This is a genomic window from Streptomyces sp. NPDC032472 (assembly GCF_040636955.1).
GTDB lineage: Bacteria > Actinomycetota > Actinomycetes > Streptomycetales > Streptomycetaceae > Streptomyces.
In genome coordinates this window covers 1-17,517 of record NZ_JBEZVK010000101.1, presented here as the reverse complement: position 1 = coordinate 17,517, position 17,517 = coordinate 1, and the positions used below count along the sequence as shown (strand labels likewise).

Below are 17,517 nucleotides of genomic sequence, written 5' to 3'. Positions count from 1 at the left end.
GTTTGAGGCGCGGGGAGCCTGCGCCCGAGCCTCAGGAAACCCGGCTCCGCCGGGCACCGGGCTCCGCCCGGACCCGCGCCTCAAACGCCGGCGAGGCTGGATTGGCCGGACCCCGGCTTCGAACGTCGACCAGGCTGGAGTTGCCGGCCTCGGCTCCGAGCGTCGACCGGGCTCGAGTTGCCGGCCCGGGGTCGAGCGGCGGTACGGGCCGCGGTGGTGGGCCGGGTGGGTGGCCGGGCGGTCGGGGTCGGCACGTGCCGCGGTCCGGGGACTGGCGGCGGGGCAGGCGCGCCGCGGGGTCCGGCGCGGCTTCGCCGAGCCGGGGCGCGGGGGCCGGGCGGGGCTTCGCCGGGGCGCCGGGCGCGGGGTGGGTCAGCGGCCGCGGAGGCGGCGGACCAGGATGCTGGCGTCGCCGCGGGATTCCAGGTCGGCCAGGACGACCGCCACCGCCTCGCGGACGATACGCCCGCGGTCCACCGCGAGGCCGTGCTCCCCGCGGAGCACCAGGCGGGCGTGCTCCAGGTCCATCAGCTCCTCCGCGGAGACGTAGACCGTGATCTTCTCGTCGTGCCGTTCGCGCCCGCTGGGCCGCCGGTTCGCCCCGCGGCCCTGGGACTTGCCCCGGGCCCCCCGGGGCGGCGCCGCCGAAGCCGCCGCTGCGGACGCCGTGACAGAACCTTCCTGCGGACGCCTCGGCGCGCCCACCACCGGTTCGGAGCCACCGGCCGCCGCCTCCCGGCCGCGGCCCTCCCCCGCCGTGCCCTCCGCCGACGCCGAAGACCCCGCCGGTTGCTCCGGCAGGGCGGCCGCGCCGGCGTCCTCGCCGCTCCGCCGCGGCGAGGACGACTGCAGCGCCATCCCCCCGGTGGTGCGGAACAGCTCGTCGGCTCCGGGCAGACTCACTCGGCGTGACACCGGGCGAGCACCTCCCTGGCCAGCTGGCGATAGGCGGCGGCCCCGACGGAGTTGGAGGCGTACGTGGTGATCGGCTCGCCGGCGACCGTGGTCTCCGGGAAGCGCACCGTCCGGCCGATGACCGTGTGGTAGACGTGGTCGTCGAAGGCCTCGACGACGCGCGCCAGCACCTCGCGGCTGTGCACCGTACGGGAGTCGTACATCGTGGCGAGGATGCCGTCGAGCTCCAGCTCCGGGTTGAGGCGCTCCTGGACCTTCTCGATGGTCTCCGTCAGCAGCGCGACGCCGCGCAGTGCGAAGAACTCGCATTCCAGGGGGACGATGACCTTGTGGGCCGCCGTCAGGGCGTTCACGGTCAGCAGGCCCAGCGAGGGCTGGCAGTCGATCACGATGTAGTCGTAGTCGTTCATCAGCGGCTTCAGCGCCCGCTGCAGCGTCGACTCGCGCGCGACCTCGCTGACCAGCTGCACCTCGGCAGCGGACAGGTCGATGTTGCTCGGCAGCAGGTCCATGTTGGGGACCGCCGTCTTGAGCAGCACCTCGTCGGCCGACATGCCCCGCTCCATGAGCAGGTTGTAGACCGTGAGGTCGAGCTCCATCGGGTTCACGCCGAGACCCACGGACAGGGCGCCCTGGGGGTCGAAGTCGACGAGCAGGACGCGGCGTCCGTACTCGGCGAGCGCCGCGCCCAGGTTGATGGTCGACGTGGTCTTGCCCACGCCGCCCTTCTGGTTGCACATCGCGATGATCTTCGCCGGACCGTGGTCGGTCAGCGGACCCGGGATCGGGAAGTACGGCAGCGGCCGTCCGGTCGGGCCGATCCGCTCGCGGCGCTGGCGGGCAGCGTCGGGCGCGAGGGTGGCCGCGTACTCGGGGTCGGGCTCGTACTCCGCGTCGGGGTCGTAGAAGTGCCCCTCGGGCACCTGGTCGTAGTCGGCGAATCCAATGGGCGTATCGCCGCTGTGGTCGCCGGCCGTGGAGTTCACGTCTAGGCCGTCCATGCTCTTTTGGGGCGTCGTCATGTGCTGGTGGTTTGCGAAGGTGCGGACCGCGACGGAGCCGACAGCTTCGAGCCCGGCCGGGTTCTGGCCCCGGTCGGGCGTTCCTGCTCGACCACCCCCAGGAGTAAATGTCGACTCATTCACAAGTCGTCTTACCTCCTCGGACGTGACCAGGACACTTATCGATAGGTCAGCGTGGCACCATGCCGACGGTTGGCGACTCTATGGCGTGTCACCGCTCAGCGGCAACACAATCCACCGGACCGCTAACGATGTGTCGGCAAGCGAACACCACTCTGTCAAGGGCGTCCGCGCTGTCACTGTGAAGTTTCGCAGGTGCGCGAAAGGGTTAAAGGGTTACGTTCGACGCGAGTTGAACCGCGGCGGCCGCCGCTCCGCAAACGCGTCCGGCCGGACCTTGCGGGCAAGGTCCGGCCGGAGACGTGAGATTGACGTCAGTCGTTGACGGGTCGGTCGGCTCAGCCGAGCAGGGTGCTCAGCTCGACGTGCTCAAGGCTGTGGGCCTCGGCGACCGGACCGTAAACGACCTGGCCGTCATGGGTGTTGAGGCCCAGCGCGAGCGCGGGGTCACGGCGCAGCGCCTCGACCCAGCCGAGGTTCGCGAGCTGCACGATGTAGGGCAGCGTGGCGTTCGTCAGCGCGTAGGTGGAGGTGTTCGGCACCGCGCCCGGCATGTTGGCGACGCAGTAGAAGACCGAGTTGTGGACCTGGAAGGTCGGCTCGGCGTGGGTGGTCGGACGCGAGTCCTCGAAGCAGCCGCCCTGGTCGATGGCAATGTCGACAAGTACACTTCCGGGCTTCATCTTGGCGACGAGCTCGTTGGTGACCAGCTTCGGGGCCTTCGCACCCGGGATCAGTACGGCGCCGATGACGAGGTCGGCCTCGATGACGGCCTTCTCCAGCTCGTAGGCGTTGGAGACGATCGTCTTGACCTTCGTGCCGAAGATCTTGTCGGCCTCGCGCAGCTTGTTGATGTCGCGGTCGAGCAGGGTCACGTGGAAGCCCATGCCGATGGCGATCTGCACGGCGTTCCAGCCGGAGACGCCGCCGCCGATGACCACGCACTCGCCGGCGTGGGTGCCGGGGACACCGCCGGGCAGGACGCCGCGGCCGCCGGCCGAGCGCATCAGGTGGTAGGCGCCGACCTGCGGGGCCAGGCGGCCCGCGACCTCGGACATCGGGGCGAGCAGCGGCAGCGCGCGGTTGGCGAGCTCGACCGTCTCGTACGCGATGGCGGTGGTGCCGGACTCCAGCAGGGCGTCCGTGCACTCGCGGGAGGCCGCCAGGTGCAGGTAGGTGAAGAGGGTCTGGTCCTTGCGGAGGCGGTGGTACTCCTCCGCGATCGGCTCCTTGACCTTCAGCAGCAGGTCAGCGGTCTGCCAGACCTCGTCGGCCGTGCCGAGGATCTCGGCGCCGGCGGCCACGTACTCCTCGTCCGAGATCGAGGAGCCGACACCGGCGTTCTGCTCGATGAAGACCTGGTGGCCGTTGCGGACCAGCTCATGCACGCCGGCGGGCGTGATGGCGACCCGGAACTCGTTGTTCTTGACCTCGCGGGGGATGCCGACCTTCATCGTCGATCACGGTCCTTGGCTCAGGGGATATTACGGGGCACTTCCATACATACCCGTCCACAAGAGCGCGCAACGGGATGCACCACGAGATGACGTGGTGGAGCCAGTCTAATGAAGGATGAGGCGCTGTCTAGCCTTGCAAACCAATAATCTTAGTCGGAACTACTACGGATTTCGCAGGCTGCGGGGTCGTCTCCCAGCAATCTGTCGGCCGCAGACCGGTGCAGTCGGGCGGCCGCCGGATCACCCAGCCGGTCGAGCGTGTCGGCCAGCCGGACCTGCAGCGCGGCCTGAAGGCGCAGGTCCCCGGCGCGGCGCGCGAGCTCGACCGCCTCACGGCAGGTGTGCAGCGATTCCTCCGGGCGGCCGGCGTACTCCTGGATTCGCGCCATCTCGCTCAACGCCCTTGCCTGGCCGGGAACATCGGCCAGCTTCCGGTAGCCCGCGGCGGCCGCCCGCCAGCTGCGCATCGCGTCCCCGTACCGGCCCGCGTGGGTGTGCGCATTGCCGAGCCGCCCGTACAGCCGCGCCTCGTCCGCGCGCTCGCCCCGGGCCAGGGCCTGGGCGAGGGCGCGGCCGAACCAGTCGGCGGCCCGGTGCCAGTCGGCGAGCTCCTGGTAGGCGCCGCCTACGGATTCCATCGCCCGGCCGGTGGCGTACGGGTCGTTCGCGGCGCGTCCCGCGTCCAGGGCGGCGCGGTAGCGCTCCAGGGCCTCCTGGGTCCGGCCGGTCTCGGCGTCCAGGTCGGCGAGGTTCAACAGGGCCGCGGCCTGCTCGCGGTGCAGGCCGCGGCGCTCGGCCACGTCCAGGACCAGGCGGTGCAGCCCGTACAGCTCCGGCGCGGCGGCGGCCGTGCCGCGGTGCGCGGCCAGGGCCCTGACCAGGGCGGCGACCAGGCGGCGGGCCAGGGTGTCCAGGTCGCCGTCGGCCACGGCGAGGGTGGCGGCCGCCGTCAGGCCGGGCAGCCGGGTGTCCAGCCAGGTGGCGGCTGCCCGCCGGTCCGGGAAGCGCAGGGCCCTCGGCAGCCCCTCCAGCACCTCCCGTACCTCCTGAAGGTCTGCGTCCTGTACGTCCTTGCCCTCGCCGGTCTCGGCCATCACCCGGCAGGAGTGCAACAGCCGTACGGTGCGCTCCAGCATCCGGGCCCGGGCCAACTGCACCTCGGCGGGGCGCTCCCTGGTCTCCAGCAGGGACCGCAGCAGCGGGGCGAGGCAGCCAGGCAGCAGGAAGAGGCCGTCGGGTGCGTTCCGTACGAGGCCCAGCGCGGCGAAGTCCTCCAACGTGGCCTGGGCTGCGGCCACCGAGCAGCCGGCGAGGGCGGAGGCGGTGTGCGAGTCGACGATGCCGGCCGGGGCCAGGGGCAGCAGCCGCAGGGTGCGCTGGGCGGGCTGCGGGAGGGACTCGTAGACGAGGCGGAAGGCGCGGCCGAGCGGGCCGTCGGTGCCGGGCGGCATGTCGTGCAGCTGCTTGGCGGTGTCGGAGACGGAGGCCTTGGGGCGGGCGGCGAGCCAGCCGCCGACCAGGGCGAGCACGGCCGGCATGCCCCCGCACTCCTCGGCGAGGGCCGCGGCGGCGGTGGGGTCGACGGTGATGCGGGTGTCGCCGATGCGGCGGGCCAGCATCCCCACCGCGGAGGGGGTGTCGAGGCCGCCGAGGGTGCAGGGGCGGACGTCCGGGATCCCGGTGAGCGGTCCCTCGGCGGTCAGGACGACCAGGCAGTCGGGGGTGTCCGGGAGCAGGGCGTCGACCTGGTAGGGGTCGGCGGCGTCGTCGACGAGGAGGATCGCGCGCTTGTCGGCGAGGGCCGCGCGCAGGGCGGAGCTGAGGTCGTCCTCGCAGGCGCCGGGCGGGGTGGGCAGGCCGAGCCCCTCCAGGAGGGTGCGCAGGGCGCGCTCGGTGGCGACGGTCTCGCCGCCGGGGGTGGTGAGGCGGACGCGCAGCAGCCCGTCGGGGTAGTCGGCGGCGACCTCCCGGACCAGGGCCTCGGCGAGAGCGGTGCGGCCGGAGCCGGGGCGGCCGGCGATGAGCAGCAGCCGGGCGCGGGGGGACTTGGCCTTGCGGCCGGAGAGGGTGTCCAGGCCCGTGCGCGCGATGTCCTCGCGCAGCTCCTTCAGCTCGCGCCGCCGCCCGACGAAATCCGCCACGGATCCGCTCCTCTCCCTGCCTTCGGGGTGCGAGCGTAGTTCACGCAGAGCGACGGCCCGTGGGGAGCGCGGCGGTCACGTCCCCCGACCGGATCAACCGATGGTCACACCGCCCCCCATCCGGCCCACGGCGGGCCTCTGCGGCCCCGGACCTGCGGCGCGGCCCGGGGGGCGCCGGGGCGCCGCGGGCCCGGAACACGACGCGGGTCGGGAGCAGGCGCGGGCCGGGAACACGACGCGGGCCGGGACCAGGCGCGGGCCGGGGGCGCCGCGGGGGCGGAGCCATGCCCCTCCCCGCCCTTGCCCCGTTCCCCGGGGCTCCGCCCCGGACCCCGACCCGGCCACTGCGCGGCGGGACGGCGCCCTGCGGGCGGGTCGGGGTCGGGCCCGGGCGGCGGGCCGGGGGTCAGGGCTGGTAGGGGCGGGCCGGCCAGGGGGTTTCGGCCGGGCGGAGGGCGGTGAGGCCGCCGGGGGCGGCGAGGGCCGCGGCGAGGGACAGGACGCCGGTGGCCAGGCCGGCGTTGCCGAGGCGGCCCTCCAGCACTCCTCGTACCAGGTCGGCCAGGGGGACGCGGGCCAGCTCCATGTCGGCCTCCTCCCCCTCCGGGGCGTACCGCTCGCCCTCCGCCTCCGAGAGGTCCCGCGCGAGGAAGACGCGGACCGCCTCGTCGGAGCCGCCCGGGGAGGCGAAGAAGTCCACCAGCACGTTCCAGGTCTCCGCCTTGACGTGTGCCTCCTCGTACAGCTCCCGCTGCGCCGCGTGCAGCGGGTTCTCCCCCGGCACGTCCAGCAGCCCCGCCGGAAGCTCCCACAGCCTGTGCCGCACCGGGTGCCGGTACTGCCGCAGCACCAGCACCGCCCCCTCGGCGTCCAGCGCCACCACGCACACGGAGCCGGGGTGCACCTGGTAGTCGCGGGTGGCCAGCGAGCCGTCCGGCATCCGCACCCGGTCCGAGCTGACGGACGTCTTCGCCCCCTGGAACGGGGTCCGGGAGTCGACCGTCTCCCACGACTCGGCGGTGTCTGCGATGCCCATGGCCATGCCCGGTGCCTTTCCCCAGAGGTACAGAACTGCGAAACGGCCGGGGCGAGGTGGTCCTCGCCCCGGCCGTCCTACCGTATGCGGTCAGCAGCTCACTTGGCGGACTGCTGGCGCTCCACGGCCGCCTTCACCAGGCCCGCGAACAGCGGGTGCGGGCGGGTCGGGCGGGAGCGGAGCTCCGGGTGGGCCTGGGTGGCCACCAGGTACGGGTGCACCTCGCGCGGGTACTCGACGTACTCGACGAGCTTGTTGTCCGGGGAGGTGCCGGAGAAGACGAGGCCGGCCTTCTTCTCGAGCTCGCCGCGGTAGGCGTTGTTCACCTCGTAGCGGTGGCGGTGGCGCTCGTCGACGTACGCGTCGCCGTAGACCTCGCGCACGATCGAGCCCTCGGCCAGCTTGGCCGTGTACATGCCCAGACGCATCGTGCCGCCCAGGTCGCCCGCGCCCTCGACGAAGGCGAGCTGCTCCTCCATGGTCGAGATGACCGGGTGCGGGGTGGAGGCGTCGAACTCGGTCGAGTTGGCCTCCGGGATGCCCGCCAGGTTCCGCGCGGCCTCGATGACCACGCACTGCAGGCCCAGGCACAGGCCCAGCAGCGGGATCTTGTTCTCGCGGGCGTAGGTGATCGCGCCGACCTTGCCGTTCACACCGCGGTCGCCGAAGCCGCCGGGCACGCAGATCGCGTCCACGTCGCCGAGCTGCGCCGCGGCGCCGGCCGGGGTCTTGCAGTCGTCGGAGGTGACCCACTTGATCTGGACGCGGGCCTTGTTGGCGAAGCCGCCGGCGCGCAGCGCCTCGGTCACCGACAGGTAGGCGTCGGGCAGGTCGATGTACTTGCCGACGAGCGCGACCTTGACCTCGTGGTCGGGGTTGTGGACGCGGTCGAGCAGGTCCTCCCACACGGTCCAGTCCACGTCGCGGAACGGGAGGTCGAGCTTGCGCACGACGTACGCGTCGAGGCCCTCGGTGTGCAGCACCTTCGGGATGTCGTAGATCGACTTGGCGTCGATCGCGGCGACGACGGCGGCCTCGTCCACGTCGCACATCAGCGAGATCTTGCGCTTGATGGAGGTGGGGACGTCGCGGTCGGCGCGCAGCACGATCGCGTCGGGCTGGATGCCGATGTTGCGCAGGGCGGCGACGGAGTGCTGGGTCGGCTTGGTCTTCAGCTCACCGGAGGGGCCGATGTAGGGGAGCAGCGAGATGTGCACGACGAAGACGTTGTCGCGGCCGACCTCGTGGCGGACCTGGCGGACGGTCTCCAGGAACGGCAGCGACTCGATGTCGCCGACGGTGCCGCCGACCTCGGTGATGACGACGTCGACGTCCTCGGTCGCCATGCGGCGGATGCGGTGCTTGATCTCGTTGGTGATGTGCGGGATGACCTGAACGGTGTCGCCGAGGTACTCGCCGCGCCGCTCCTTGGCGATGACCGTCGAGTAGACCTGGCCGGTGGTGACGTTGGCCGAGCCGTCGAGGTCGACGTCGAGGAAGCGCTCGTAGTGGCCGATGTCCAGGTCCGTCTCGGCGCCGTCGTTGGTGACGAAGACCTCGCCGTGCTGGAACGGGTTCATCGTGCCGGGGTCGACGTTCAGGTACGGGTCGAGCTTCTGCATCGTGACCCGCAGGCCGCGCGCCTTGAGCAGCGCACCCAGGCTGGAGGCCGTCAGGCCCTTGCCGAGGGAGGAGGCGACACCCCCGGTGACGAAGATGTGCTTGGTCGTCATGGCTGTGCTGTTTCGAAAAGCAGCGGGCGGCATCGCCAAGAGGGGGCTCCCGTGGTCGCGAAGTGAGGTGCGTCCGGCACCGGCCACCGTCGAACCGGAGGCTCTCAGGGGGCGCCGAAGCTGCGGTTTCGGGGTGCCTGATTCGCACAGGCAGACCACCGGTCCACGGGGTACCAGCCTATCAGCGCCCGGGCCGCTCCGCCTCCGGGCACGGCCGCGGGCACGCCCCGCGACGGCCGCCTGACGGGCTGCGACCAGCCCCCGTACAGCAGGTCCCGGCCAGGTCTTGGCCGGTCGCCGCCATCCTCACCCGTTCGGCCCAGCGCCATTGTCCCGAGACTTCAGGAGATCACTAGGGTGGCGTCATATCCTGCTCGGATACCGCTCCACATCGCCGCCGAGCAGTCCGGCAGACGGCGTAACCCGGCCGCATCCGGAATCATGAGCTCAGTGCGGGGATCCCACACACGGAAGACCGCGCAACCGCGCAATGCAAGCGCCCTTCGGGGCGGACATGGCCGTTCGACTGGAGAAGCAACGTGTCCGGGCGCATCGAGGATTACGCACTGATCGGAGACACCCAGACCGCCGCCCTGGTCTGCCGGGACGGATCGGTGGACTGGCTGTGTCTGCCGCGTTTCGACTCCCATGCCGTCTTCGCCGGCCTGCTGGGCACCGAGGACCACGGATTCTGGCGCATCGGCCCGGCCTTCCCCGAGGGGACGGAGGCGCCGCGCGCCGACCGCCGCCGCTACCAGGGCGACACGCTGGTGCTGGAGTCGGAGTGGGACACCCCGGACGGCACCGTCCGCGTCATCGACTTCATGCCGCCCCGCGAGGACCACGCGCCGCAGCTGGTGCGCATCGTGGAGGGCGTCAGCGGGCAGGTCCGGGTGCAGTCGGCGCTGCGCATGCGGTTCAGCTACGGGCGCGTCGTGCCCTGGGTCCACAAGGTCGACGCGCGCACCGTCGCGGTCGCCGGCCCGGACTCGGTCTGGCTGGACAGCGACGCGCCGACGTACGGCCAGGACCTGACGACGTACTCCGACTTCACCGTCGGGCCCGGCGAGCGGATCGCCTTCTGCATCAGCTGGCAGGCCTCCCACAAGGGCGCGCCGCAGACCCCGGACGCCGAGGAGGCCCTGACCGCGACCAGCGTGTTCTGGCGCGAATGGGTCGACAACTGTACGTACCACGGCCCCTACCGCGAAGCCGTGATCCGCTCCCTGATCACCCTCAAGGCGCTGACGTACGGGCCCACCGGCGGCATCGTCGCCGCGCCCACCACCTCCCTGCCGGAGGAGATCGGCGGCGTCCGGAACTGGGACTACCGCTACACCTGGCTGCGGGACGCCGCCATCACCCTCTCCTCGCTACTGCGCACCGGCTACCGCGAGGAGGCCCAGGCCTGGCGCGAGTGGCTGCTGCGGGCGGTGGCGGGCGACCCGGAGAACCTCCAGATCATGTACGGGATCGCCGGCGAGCGGGAGCTCGGCGAGACCGAGCTGGACTGGCTGCCCGGCTACGAGAACTCCCGCCCGGTCCGGGTGGGCAACGGGGCCGCGCACCAGCTCCAGCTGGACGTGTACGGCGAGGTCACCGAGGCCCTGCACCTGGGCCACATGACGGGCCTGGCCCGCAACGACTACGCGTCCGACCTGCAGCTGAAGCTGATCCGCTACCTGGAGACCCACTGGGACCAGCCGGACGAGGGCATCTGGGAGGTGCGCGGCCCGCGGCGGCACTTCGTGCACTCGAAGGTCATGGCCTGGGTGGCGGTGGACCGCACGATCAAGCTGGTCGAGAGCGGGGACGCCGAGGGCCCCGTGGAGCGGTGGCGCGAGCTGCGCGACGAGATCCACCAGGACGTGTGCGAGAAGGGCTACGACAAGGAGCGCAACACCTTCACCCAGTCGTACGGGTCGAAGGAGCTGGACGCCTCCCTGCTGCTGATCCCGCAGATGGGCTTCCTGCCGCCGGACGACAAGCGGGTCATCGGCACGATCGAGGCGATCCAGCGCGAGCTGTCCACCCCGGACGGCTTCATCCTGCGCTACCCGACGGCGGGCGAGGAGGCCGGTGTGGACGGCCTCGAGGGCGACGAGGGCGCGTTCCTCGCCTGCTCGTTCTGGATGGCCGACGACCTGGCGATGATCGGCCGTGTCGACGAGGCCCGCCACCTCTTCGAGAAGCTGCTGTCGCTGCGCAACGACCTGGGGCTGCTGGCGGAGGAGTGGGACCCGCGGCTCAAGCGGCAGGTCGGCAACTTCCCGCAGGCGTTCAGCCACGTCCCCCTGATCGACACGGCCCTGCGGCTGACCGCGAGCGGGGCGTACGGGGGCTGACCGGGCCCTGCCCGGCGCGCCGCCGCGGCGGCGCGCCGGGCAGGGAGAGCGCGCCTACGCTGGAAGGGTCTTTTGCCCTCTCCCGGAAGGGGGGTCGCCATGGCGCCCCTCTCAAAGGCGGGCACGGCCCTGGCCGCGCTCCGCGAGGACCTGGCCGGCGAGGTCTTCGCCCCCGGCGACCCGGGGTACGACGAGGCCCGGACCGTCTTCAACGCCATGATCGACCGCAGGCCGGCCGTCATCGCGCAGTGCGAGAGCGTCGCGGACGTGGTCACGGCGGTCCGGTTCGCCCGCGACCTGGACCTGCCGGTCGCGGTGCGCGGCGGCGGCCACAGCGTCGCCGGGATGGCCCTCAACGACGGCGGTGTGGTCGTGGACCTGCGCCGGATGCACGAGGTGACCGTCCACCCGGCCGCCAAGGCGGTACGGCTGGAGGGCGGGGCCACCATGAGCCACCTGGACCGCGCCTGCCAGCCCCACGACCTGGCCACCGCGGGCGGCCGGGTGTCCACCACCGGCGTCGGCGGCTTCGTCCTGGGCGGCGGCGACGGCTGGCTCTCGCGCGCCTTCGGGCTGGCCTCCGACAACCTGCTGGGCGTCGAGCTGGTCACCGCCGACGGCTCGGTCGTGGAGGCCACGGCCGAGGAGCGCCCCGAGCTGTTCTGGGCGCTGCACGGCGGCGGCGGCAACTTCGGCATCGCGACGGCGTTGACCCTGCGCCTGCACGACCTGCCGGCCCTGTCCATCGCCATGGTGTTCTGCCTGCCGGAGTACGGGCCCCAGCTGATCGCCACGTACCGCGAGGTCATCGAGTCCGGTCCGGCCGAGACGGGCGGCGCCGCGCTCTACCTCACCGGCCCGCCGGAGGAGTTCCTGCCGGAGCACCTGGTGGGGCAGCGGCTGTGCGGCGCGCTGCTGGTGTACCCCGGCCCCGAGGACGGGCTGCGCAAGCTGGCGGAGCCGCTGCTGGCGGTCCCGCACGAGGCGGAGATCGTCACGCCCATCCCGTACGCGGAGCTGCAGTGCATGCTGGACGACCCGCCCGGGATGCGGAACTACTGGTCGGCGGAGTACCTCACCGGTGTGCCGGACGCGTTCGTGGACGCGTTCTGCGCGCTGGGCGAGTCGATGCCGGTGCCGACGGGCACCCAGCACCTGGTGTGGCCGCAGGGCGGCGCCATCGCCGAGGGCGCGGGGGACTGGCCGCTGGCCCACCGGGACGCGGCGTGGGCCGTGCACCCCTTCGGGATCTGGGAGGACCCGGTGGACGACGAGCGGTGCCGCGAGTGGGTCAGGGACGTACGCGCCGGGGTGGCTCCCTGGAGCACCGGCGCGGCGTACCTGAACTTCATCGGCGACGAGGGCGCGGAGCGGGTGGCGGCCGGCGTGGGCGCCGGCAACTACCGGCGCCTGGCCGAGGTGAAGCGGGAGTACGACCCGGACAACGTCTTCCGCTTCAACCACAACATCAAGCCGCTGTAGCTCAGGCCAGGGCGGCGATCACCTCCCGCGCCGCCCGCTCGCCCTCGGTGGCCCCGCCTTCCATGAAGCCCTGGAAGTCGTAGCTGCAGTGCTCGCCGCCGATGTGGATGTTGCCCTGCGCGGTGCCCTCGTACTTGGCGTAGCGGTGCAGGTAGCCGGTGGGCCAGTACGAGTACGCGCCCAGGGAGTACGGGTTGCGGTGCCAGGCGGAGAGCTGGGCCCGCCCGGTCCAGACGGCCTTGGTGCCGGGGAAGAAGGCGTCGACGCCGCTCAGCACGCGGCCCGCGAGGTCGCGGACGTAGGGGTCGGCCTCGGTGGCGAAGGGGCTGCCCGGGGTGAGCGCCCCGGCGAGGGAGCCGCCGCCGTACTGGAGCAGGATGCCGCCGCTGCCGGGCTGGACCTTGGTGGTGTCCCAGGTCTGCTGGACGGGCGAGTCGGTGAAGCAGTCGCCGGCGGAGACGCCGGGCCAGGGGCCGGTGCCGCGCCAGGGGCGGGCGGTGAACTGCATGTTGAGCTTGGTGCAGTAGCCCATTCGGGCGTCGCGCAGCAGGTTCTTCATGAGGGGGTCGAAGCCGGCGCCCGTGGTGTCGAGGCGCTGGAGGATCGGCAGGGGCACGCACAGCACGGTGTGGTCGGCGGTGACGGTGCGCACCGCGCCGGAGTCGTCGAAGGTGAGGGTCTGGGTGCCGTCGGCGTTGGCGCGTACGGCGACCAGCTCGCGGCCCATGACCAGGGTGCCGGGGTTCAGGGAGGCGGCGATGGCGTTCGGGAGCCGGTCGTTGCCGCCGATGACGTGGTAGCGCTCGTTGGACAGGCCCCAGACGTTGAAGTTGCCCGGGTTGGGCTGGTAGCCCATCAGCAGGACCAGGGCGAGGGCGGACTGGGCCTGGGTGTCGGCGCCGTACTCGACGTTGTAGGCGACGTCGATGAACCGGCCGAGCCGGGAGCCGTGTCCCCCGGGGACGCGGGTCTCGATCCACTCGTACAGGGTCATGTTGTCGAGGGCGGTGCCGGCGGGGGTGGAGGAGTTCCAGGAGACCTCGCCGGCGTCCTGGAGGTCGCGGTGCAGGGCCTGGTAGACGGCCTTGAAGTCCTCGTCGGCCTGGGTGCGGGGGTAGTAGGTGCCGTTGAACCAGAGGACTTCCTCGGCCCCGTTGGGGCCGCCGCCGAGGAAGTCCTCGGTGGGCAGGCCGAAGCGGCGGCACAGTTCGAGGATCTTCTTGTGGCTGGTGTCGATCAGCTCGCCGCCGATCTCGGAGGTCTGCCCGTACGCCCAGTGGTCGCGCTGGGTCCACATGCGGCCGCCGACGCGGGCGGGGTTGGCCTCGTAGAGGGTGCAGGGGATGCCCGCGTCCTGGAGGGTGAGGGCGGCGGTGAGGCCGGAGATGCCGGCGCCGACGACGGCGACGCGGACGGGGCCGGTGGGCCTCTTCGCGGGGGCGGGGGCCGGGGCGGCGTACGCGGCGGCGGAGGAGGCCAGTGCGGTGCCGAGGCCGAGGGCGGCGGCCCGGCCGAGGAGTTCGCGGCGGGTGGAGCCGCGGACCTCGGCGACGGGCAGGTCCAGCCGGCGGGCGGCGGCGTGTTCGGCGGCGAGCCGGCGCAGGGCGTGCATGAGGGGGGTACGGGCCATGGCGGCGGCTCCTTATCGGGCGTGCGCGGCGGTCGGGTCGGACGGGGCAGCGGGGTCCGGCAGGGCGGCGGAGCCGTCGCGTTCGGCGGAGTCCTCCAGGACGATCCGGCCGATGATCTCGTAGCGCTCGGGAGCCTTCTGCTTGAGCCAGAGGCCGAGGCCCAGGCCGCCGAAGAAGACCGCGCCGACGATCCAGGGGATCAGCTTGAAGAAGAGGGAGCCGGCGGCGGCTCCGGCGGCGGTCTCCATGTTGAGGACCAGCAGGACCACGACGGCGGTCATGCCGATCCCGCCGAGCAGGGGCGCGGTGAAGGTCCTGAACCAGTGCCGGTCCTCGGGGTGGTTCTTGCGGAAGTAGCCGATGACGGCGAAGGAGCACAGGGTCTGCACGATCAGGATCGCCATCGTGCCGAGGATCGCGAGCAGCGTGTAGAGGTGCAGGTACGGGTCCTGGCCGGTGAGCCAGAATCCGGCGACGAGGCCGACGGCGATGACGGTCTGCACGACGGAGGCGAGGTACGGGGAGCCGTGGCGGGGGTGGGTGCGGCCGAGGGCGGGGTGCAGGAAGCCCTCGCGGCCGATGGCGTAGAGGTAGCGGGCGGCGCACTGGTGGAAGGCCATGCCGCAGGCGAAGGAGCCGGTGAGCAGCAGCCACTGGAAGGCGTCGACGGCCCAGGCGCCGATGAAGGTCTTGGTCGGGGCGAAGAACAGGTCCAGCGGGGCGGCGGAGGCGGAGAGGGCGACGGACTCGTCGAGCCCGTTGCCGGCGATGGTCATCCAGGAGACGTAGATGTAGAAGAGTCCGACGCCGACGACGGAGATCAGGGTGGCCCGGGGGATGACGCGCTTGGGGTCGCGGGACTCCTCCCCGTACATGGCGGTGGACTCGAAGCCGACCCAGGACCAGAAGGCGAAGAACAGGCCGAGGCCGGCGGAGGTGCCGGTGAAGGCGTTCTTGGGGTTGACCGGCTCGACGGGGATCCCGTCGGGGCCGCCGCCGGCGACGAGGACGGCGGTGGCCACCGCGAAGAGGACGGCGATCTCCGCGACGAGCATCACCCCGAGGGCCTTGGCGGTGAGGTTGATGTCGAAATGGGCGAGGACGGCGGTGACGGCGAGCATGGCGGCCGCATAGACCGCCCAGGGCAGGTCGACGCCGAGCTGGTCGTGGACGGTGGTCTTGGCGAAGTAGGAGAAGACGCCGACGATCGAGGCCTCGAAGACGACGTACGCGAGGACCGCGAGCATGCCGGAGGCCATGCCGGCGATCCGGCCGAGGCCGTGCGAGATGTACCCGTAGAAGGCGCCGGCGGCGGTGATGCGCTTGGCCATGGCGACGTAGCCGACCGCGAAGACGGTCAGGACGGCGGTCGCGAAGAGGTATCCGGCCGGGGCGCCGGTGCCGTTGCCGAAGCCGACGGCGATGGGGAGATTGCCGGTCATGGCGGTGATGGGTGCGGCGGTGGCCACCGCCATGAACACCACCCCGACCAGGCCGACGGAGTTGGCCTTGAGGCGCTGGACCTGCGGGGGCCCGGCCGGGGGCGGGGAGGCGGGGGACGGGGCGGGGGATCTGCCGGTGGTGCCTGCGCTCATGGCGACGACCTCGTTCCTGTCGGGAGGGGCGCCACTGTGGCCCGTACGTGATGCACGCCACAATCGGCACGCGGTCCGATAATCTCCGTGGAGAGCCGACGAGTTGTCGGGCCCGAAGGGGGCAACTCGGTCTCCGTGACCGGCCGGTGATGTGCCCGCAACCTCCGCGAGCGGTAGCGTCCCACGCCATGGAGAACCAGGGCGGGATCACCGTTCAGCGGGCGCTCGAGCTGCCCGGGCTGCGCAGCGGGCTGCCGGAGGTCGTCGCCTGCGCCGACCGGCTGGGCCGCACCGTGCGCTGGGTGCACGCGGGCGAGGTGCCGAACATCGCATCCCTGCTCAAGGGCGGGGAGTTGCTGCTGACCACCGGCCTGGGGCTGGGCACCCGGCCCGCCGAACAGCGGGCCTTCGTACGCCGCCTCGCGGATCGGGGGATCGCCGCACTGGTCGTCGAGCTCGGGCCGCGCTTCACCCGGCTGCCGGCGCCGCTCGTCGAAACGGCGCGGGCGGCCGGCCTGCCGCTGGTGCAGCTCCACCGCGAGGTCCCCTTCGTCACCGTGACGGAGGAGGTCCACACCGAGATCGTCAACGGGCACTACGCGCTGCTCCAGCGGGCCGAGGAGGTCCATCGGCGCTGCACCGAGGCCCTGCTCAGCGGCGGCGGGATCCCCCAGGTGCTGCGCATCCTGGCCGACTTCACGGCCAACCCGGTGTTCCTGGAGACCCCCGACGGCCAACTCCTGTACGGGGCGGGACCGGTGGGCGCGGAGGCCGCGGCCGACCCGCTCCAGGTGTGGGAGGGGCTGCGCGGGCAGCGCGAGGCGGAGCCGTCCGCGCACGCGGTGGTCGTCGACGTCCCCGGCGGCGGCCACGGCACCGGCTCCGTACGGGCGCGGCTCGTGCTGCTCGGCGTCTCGGCGCCGCTGCTGCCGGTGCACCGGATGGCGGCCGAGCGCACGGCGGGCGTGCTCGCGGTCGTCCTGATGCAGGCACGGCAGGAGGAGGAACTCGCCGCCCGCGGCCGCGGCGACTTCCTCACCGACCTGGCCGAGGGCCGCATCTCCGCCGAGGACGCCCCGGCGCAGGCGCGGGTGCTCGGCTTCAAGCCGGGGCCGGGACCGCTGCTGCCGGTGGTGATGCGGCTGTCGACCGATCTCGGGCCGTCGGGGAACTGGGCGGTGCTCGCCCGCGCCGTGCTGGAGGAGCTGGCCGCGGTCGGGGTGCCCGTGCTGCTCGGGGTGCGGCCGGTGGAGGGGCGGGTGCCGCTGCTGGTGTCCCTGCGCGCCGAATCCGAGCGGACCGCCGTCGCGGACCGGGTCGCGGCCGCGCTGCGGGCCGGGGTGGAACGGGCCGGGCTGGACCGGGCCGCCGCCCCGCCGGCCGTGGTCGTCGGCGTCGCCGGCAGCTGGGCCGCCGCCTCCGCCGGGCTGCGGCACGCCGCCGAGACCGCCACCGCCGCGCACGGGCTGCCGGCCCGGCCGTGGTACGACGCGCGGCGGCTCGACATCGACCTGCTGCTGTGGCGGTTGCGGGAGCATCCCGACCTGGCGGCGTTCGTGGACCGGGCGATCGGGGCCCTGCGGGTCCACGACGCGGCGTCCCGCCCGCCGCTGCTGCCGACCCTGGAGACGTACCTGGCCCATGCGGGCCGCAAGGCGGAGACGGCGCGCGAGCTCCACTTGAACCGCCAGACGCTGTACAACCGCCTGGCGCGGATCTCTGAGCTGCTGGGCACCGACCTGGACGACCCGGAGACGGTCCTCTCCCTGAGCCTGGCCCTGCGCGCCCGCCGCCACGCCCCTTCTTGACGCGCCGCTCGCACCGCTCGGCGCCGGGGCGCCACCCGGGCTTCGCGCCGCTGCGCCGGACTCCGTCCGGCGGGGGTCGGGCGGTGGCCCGCCCCTGGGCCCCGCTGCGCGGAGCCGTTCCCCTACCCGCCCCTTCCCGAAACCGGGGCTCCGCCCCGGACCCCGTTCGCCTCAAACGCCGGCGGGGCTGAAAGACCCGGGCGCTTCGCGCCCGGTGCGCTCAAACGCCGCG

At 72.9% G+C, this 17,517-nt stretch carries 11 protein-coding genes; 3 read left to right on the top strand and 8 right to left on the bottom strand.

What is annotated here, in order from left to right; genetic code table 11:
- Positions 1 to 372: 372 nt before the first annotated feature.
- The 6 genes from AB0F11_RS34745 to AB0F11_RS34720 all read right to left on the bottom strand — a co-directional run bounded on the left by AB0F11_RS34745 (position 373) and on the right by AB0F11_RS34720 (position 8,457).
- The gene (locus AB0F11_RS34745; RefSeq protein WP_362182746.1) at positions 373 to 915 is read right to left on the bottom strand and encodes a hypothetical protein; all 543 of its coding nucleotides are present in this window, start codon (positions 913 to 915) and stop codon (positions 373 to 375) included.
- The gene (locus AB0F11_RS34740) at positions 900 to 1,937 is read right to left on the bottom strand and encodes a ParA family protein (RefSeq protein WP_361920210.1); all 1,038 of its coding nucleotides are present in this window, start codon (positions 1,935 to 1,937) and stop codon (positions 900 to 902) included. The genes AB0F11_RS34745 and AB0F11_RS34740 overlap by 16 nt, the downstream gene beginning before the upstream one ends.
- 458 nt (positions 1,938 to 2,395) lie before the next feature.
- On the bottom strand, positions 2,396 to 3,511 hold the full coding sequence (gene ald / locus AB0F11_RS34735; protein WP_362182743.1) for an alanine dehydrogenase: 1,116 nt from the start codon (positions 3,509 to 3,511) through the stop codon (positions 2,396 to 2,398).
- 152 nt (positions 3,512 to 3,663) lie between these two features.
- Positions 3,664 to 5,655, bottom strand: a complete 1,992-nt coding sequence (locus tag AB0F11_RS34730) for a tetratricopeptide repeat protein (protein WP_362182741.1) — start codon at positions 5,653 to 5,655, stop codon at positions 3,664 to 3,666.
- Between the two features lie 406 nt (positions 5,656 to 6,061).
- Positions 6,062 to 6,691 (bottom strand): NUDIX hydrolase, encoded by a 630-nt coding sequence (locus AB0F11_RS34725; protein ID WP_362182755.1) that lies wholly within the window; start codon positions 6,689 to 6,691, stop codon positions 6,062 to 6,064.
- A gap of 98 nt (positions 6,692 to 6,789) precedes the next feature.
- On the bottom strand, positions 6,790 to 8,457 hold the full coding sequence (locus AB0F11_RS34720; protein WP_362182752.1) for a CTP synthase: 1,668 nt from the start codon (positions 8,455 to 8,457) through the stop codon (positions 6,790 to 6,792).
- Positions 8,458 to 8,963: 506 nt separating this feature from the next.
- Between AB0F11_RS34720 and AB0F11_RS34715 the strand changes: the two genes are divergently transcribed.
- Both AB0F11_RS34715 and AB0F11_RS34710 read left to right on the top strand, forming a co-directional pair.
- Positions 8,964 to 10,769: a glycoside hydrolase family 15 protein gene (locus AB0F11_RS34715; protein ID WP_362182738.1), complete on the top strand. Its 1,806-nt coding sequence runs from the start codon at positions 8,964 to 8,966 to the stop codon at positions 10,767 to 10,769.
- 99 nt (positions 10,770 to 10,868) lie between these two features.
- Positions 10,869 to 12,251, top strand: a complete 1,383-nt coding sequence (locus AB0F11_RS34710; RefSeq protein WP_362182735.1) for an FAD-binding oxidoreductase — start codon at positions 10,869 to 10,871, stop codon at positions 12,249 to 12,251.
- A gap of 1 nt (position 12,252) precedes the next feature.
- On the opposite strand, the gene AB0F11_RS34705 is transcribed toward AB0F11_RS34710, so the two are convergent.
- Entirely contained in the window at positions 12,253 to 13,881 is a 1,629-nt protein-coding gene (locus AB0F11_RS34705) for an NAD(P)/FAD-dependent oxidoreductase (RefSeq protein WP_362182732.1), read from the bottom strand.
- 12 nt (positions 13,882 to 13,893) lie between these two features.
- Positions 13,894 to 15,357, bottom strand: a complete 1,464-nt coding sequence (locus AB0F11_RS34700) for an APC family permease (protein ID WP_362182749.1) — start codon at positions 15,355 to 15,357, stop codon at positions 13,894 to 13,896.
- A gap of 308 nt (positions 15,358 to 15,665) precedes the next feature.
- Between AB0F11_RS34700 and AB0F11_RS34695 the strand changes: the two genes are divergently transcribed.
- Entirely contained in the window at positions 15,666 to 17,285 is a 1,620-nt protein-coding gene (locus AB0F11_RS34695; RefSeq protein WP_362182729.1) for a PucR family transcriptional regulator, read from the top strand.
- Positions 17,286 to 17,517 lie beyond the last annotated feature (232 nt).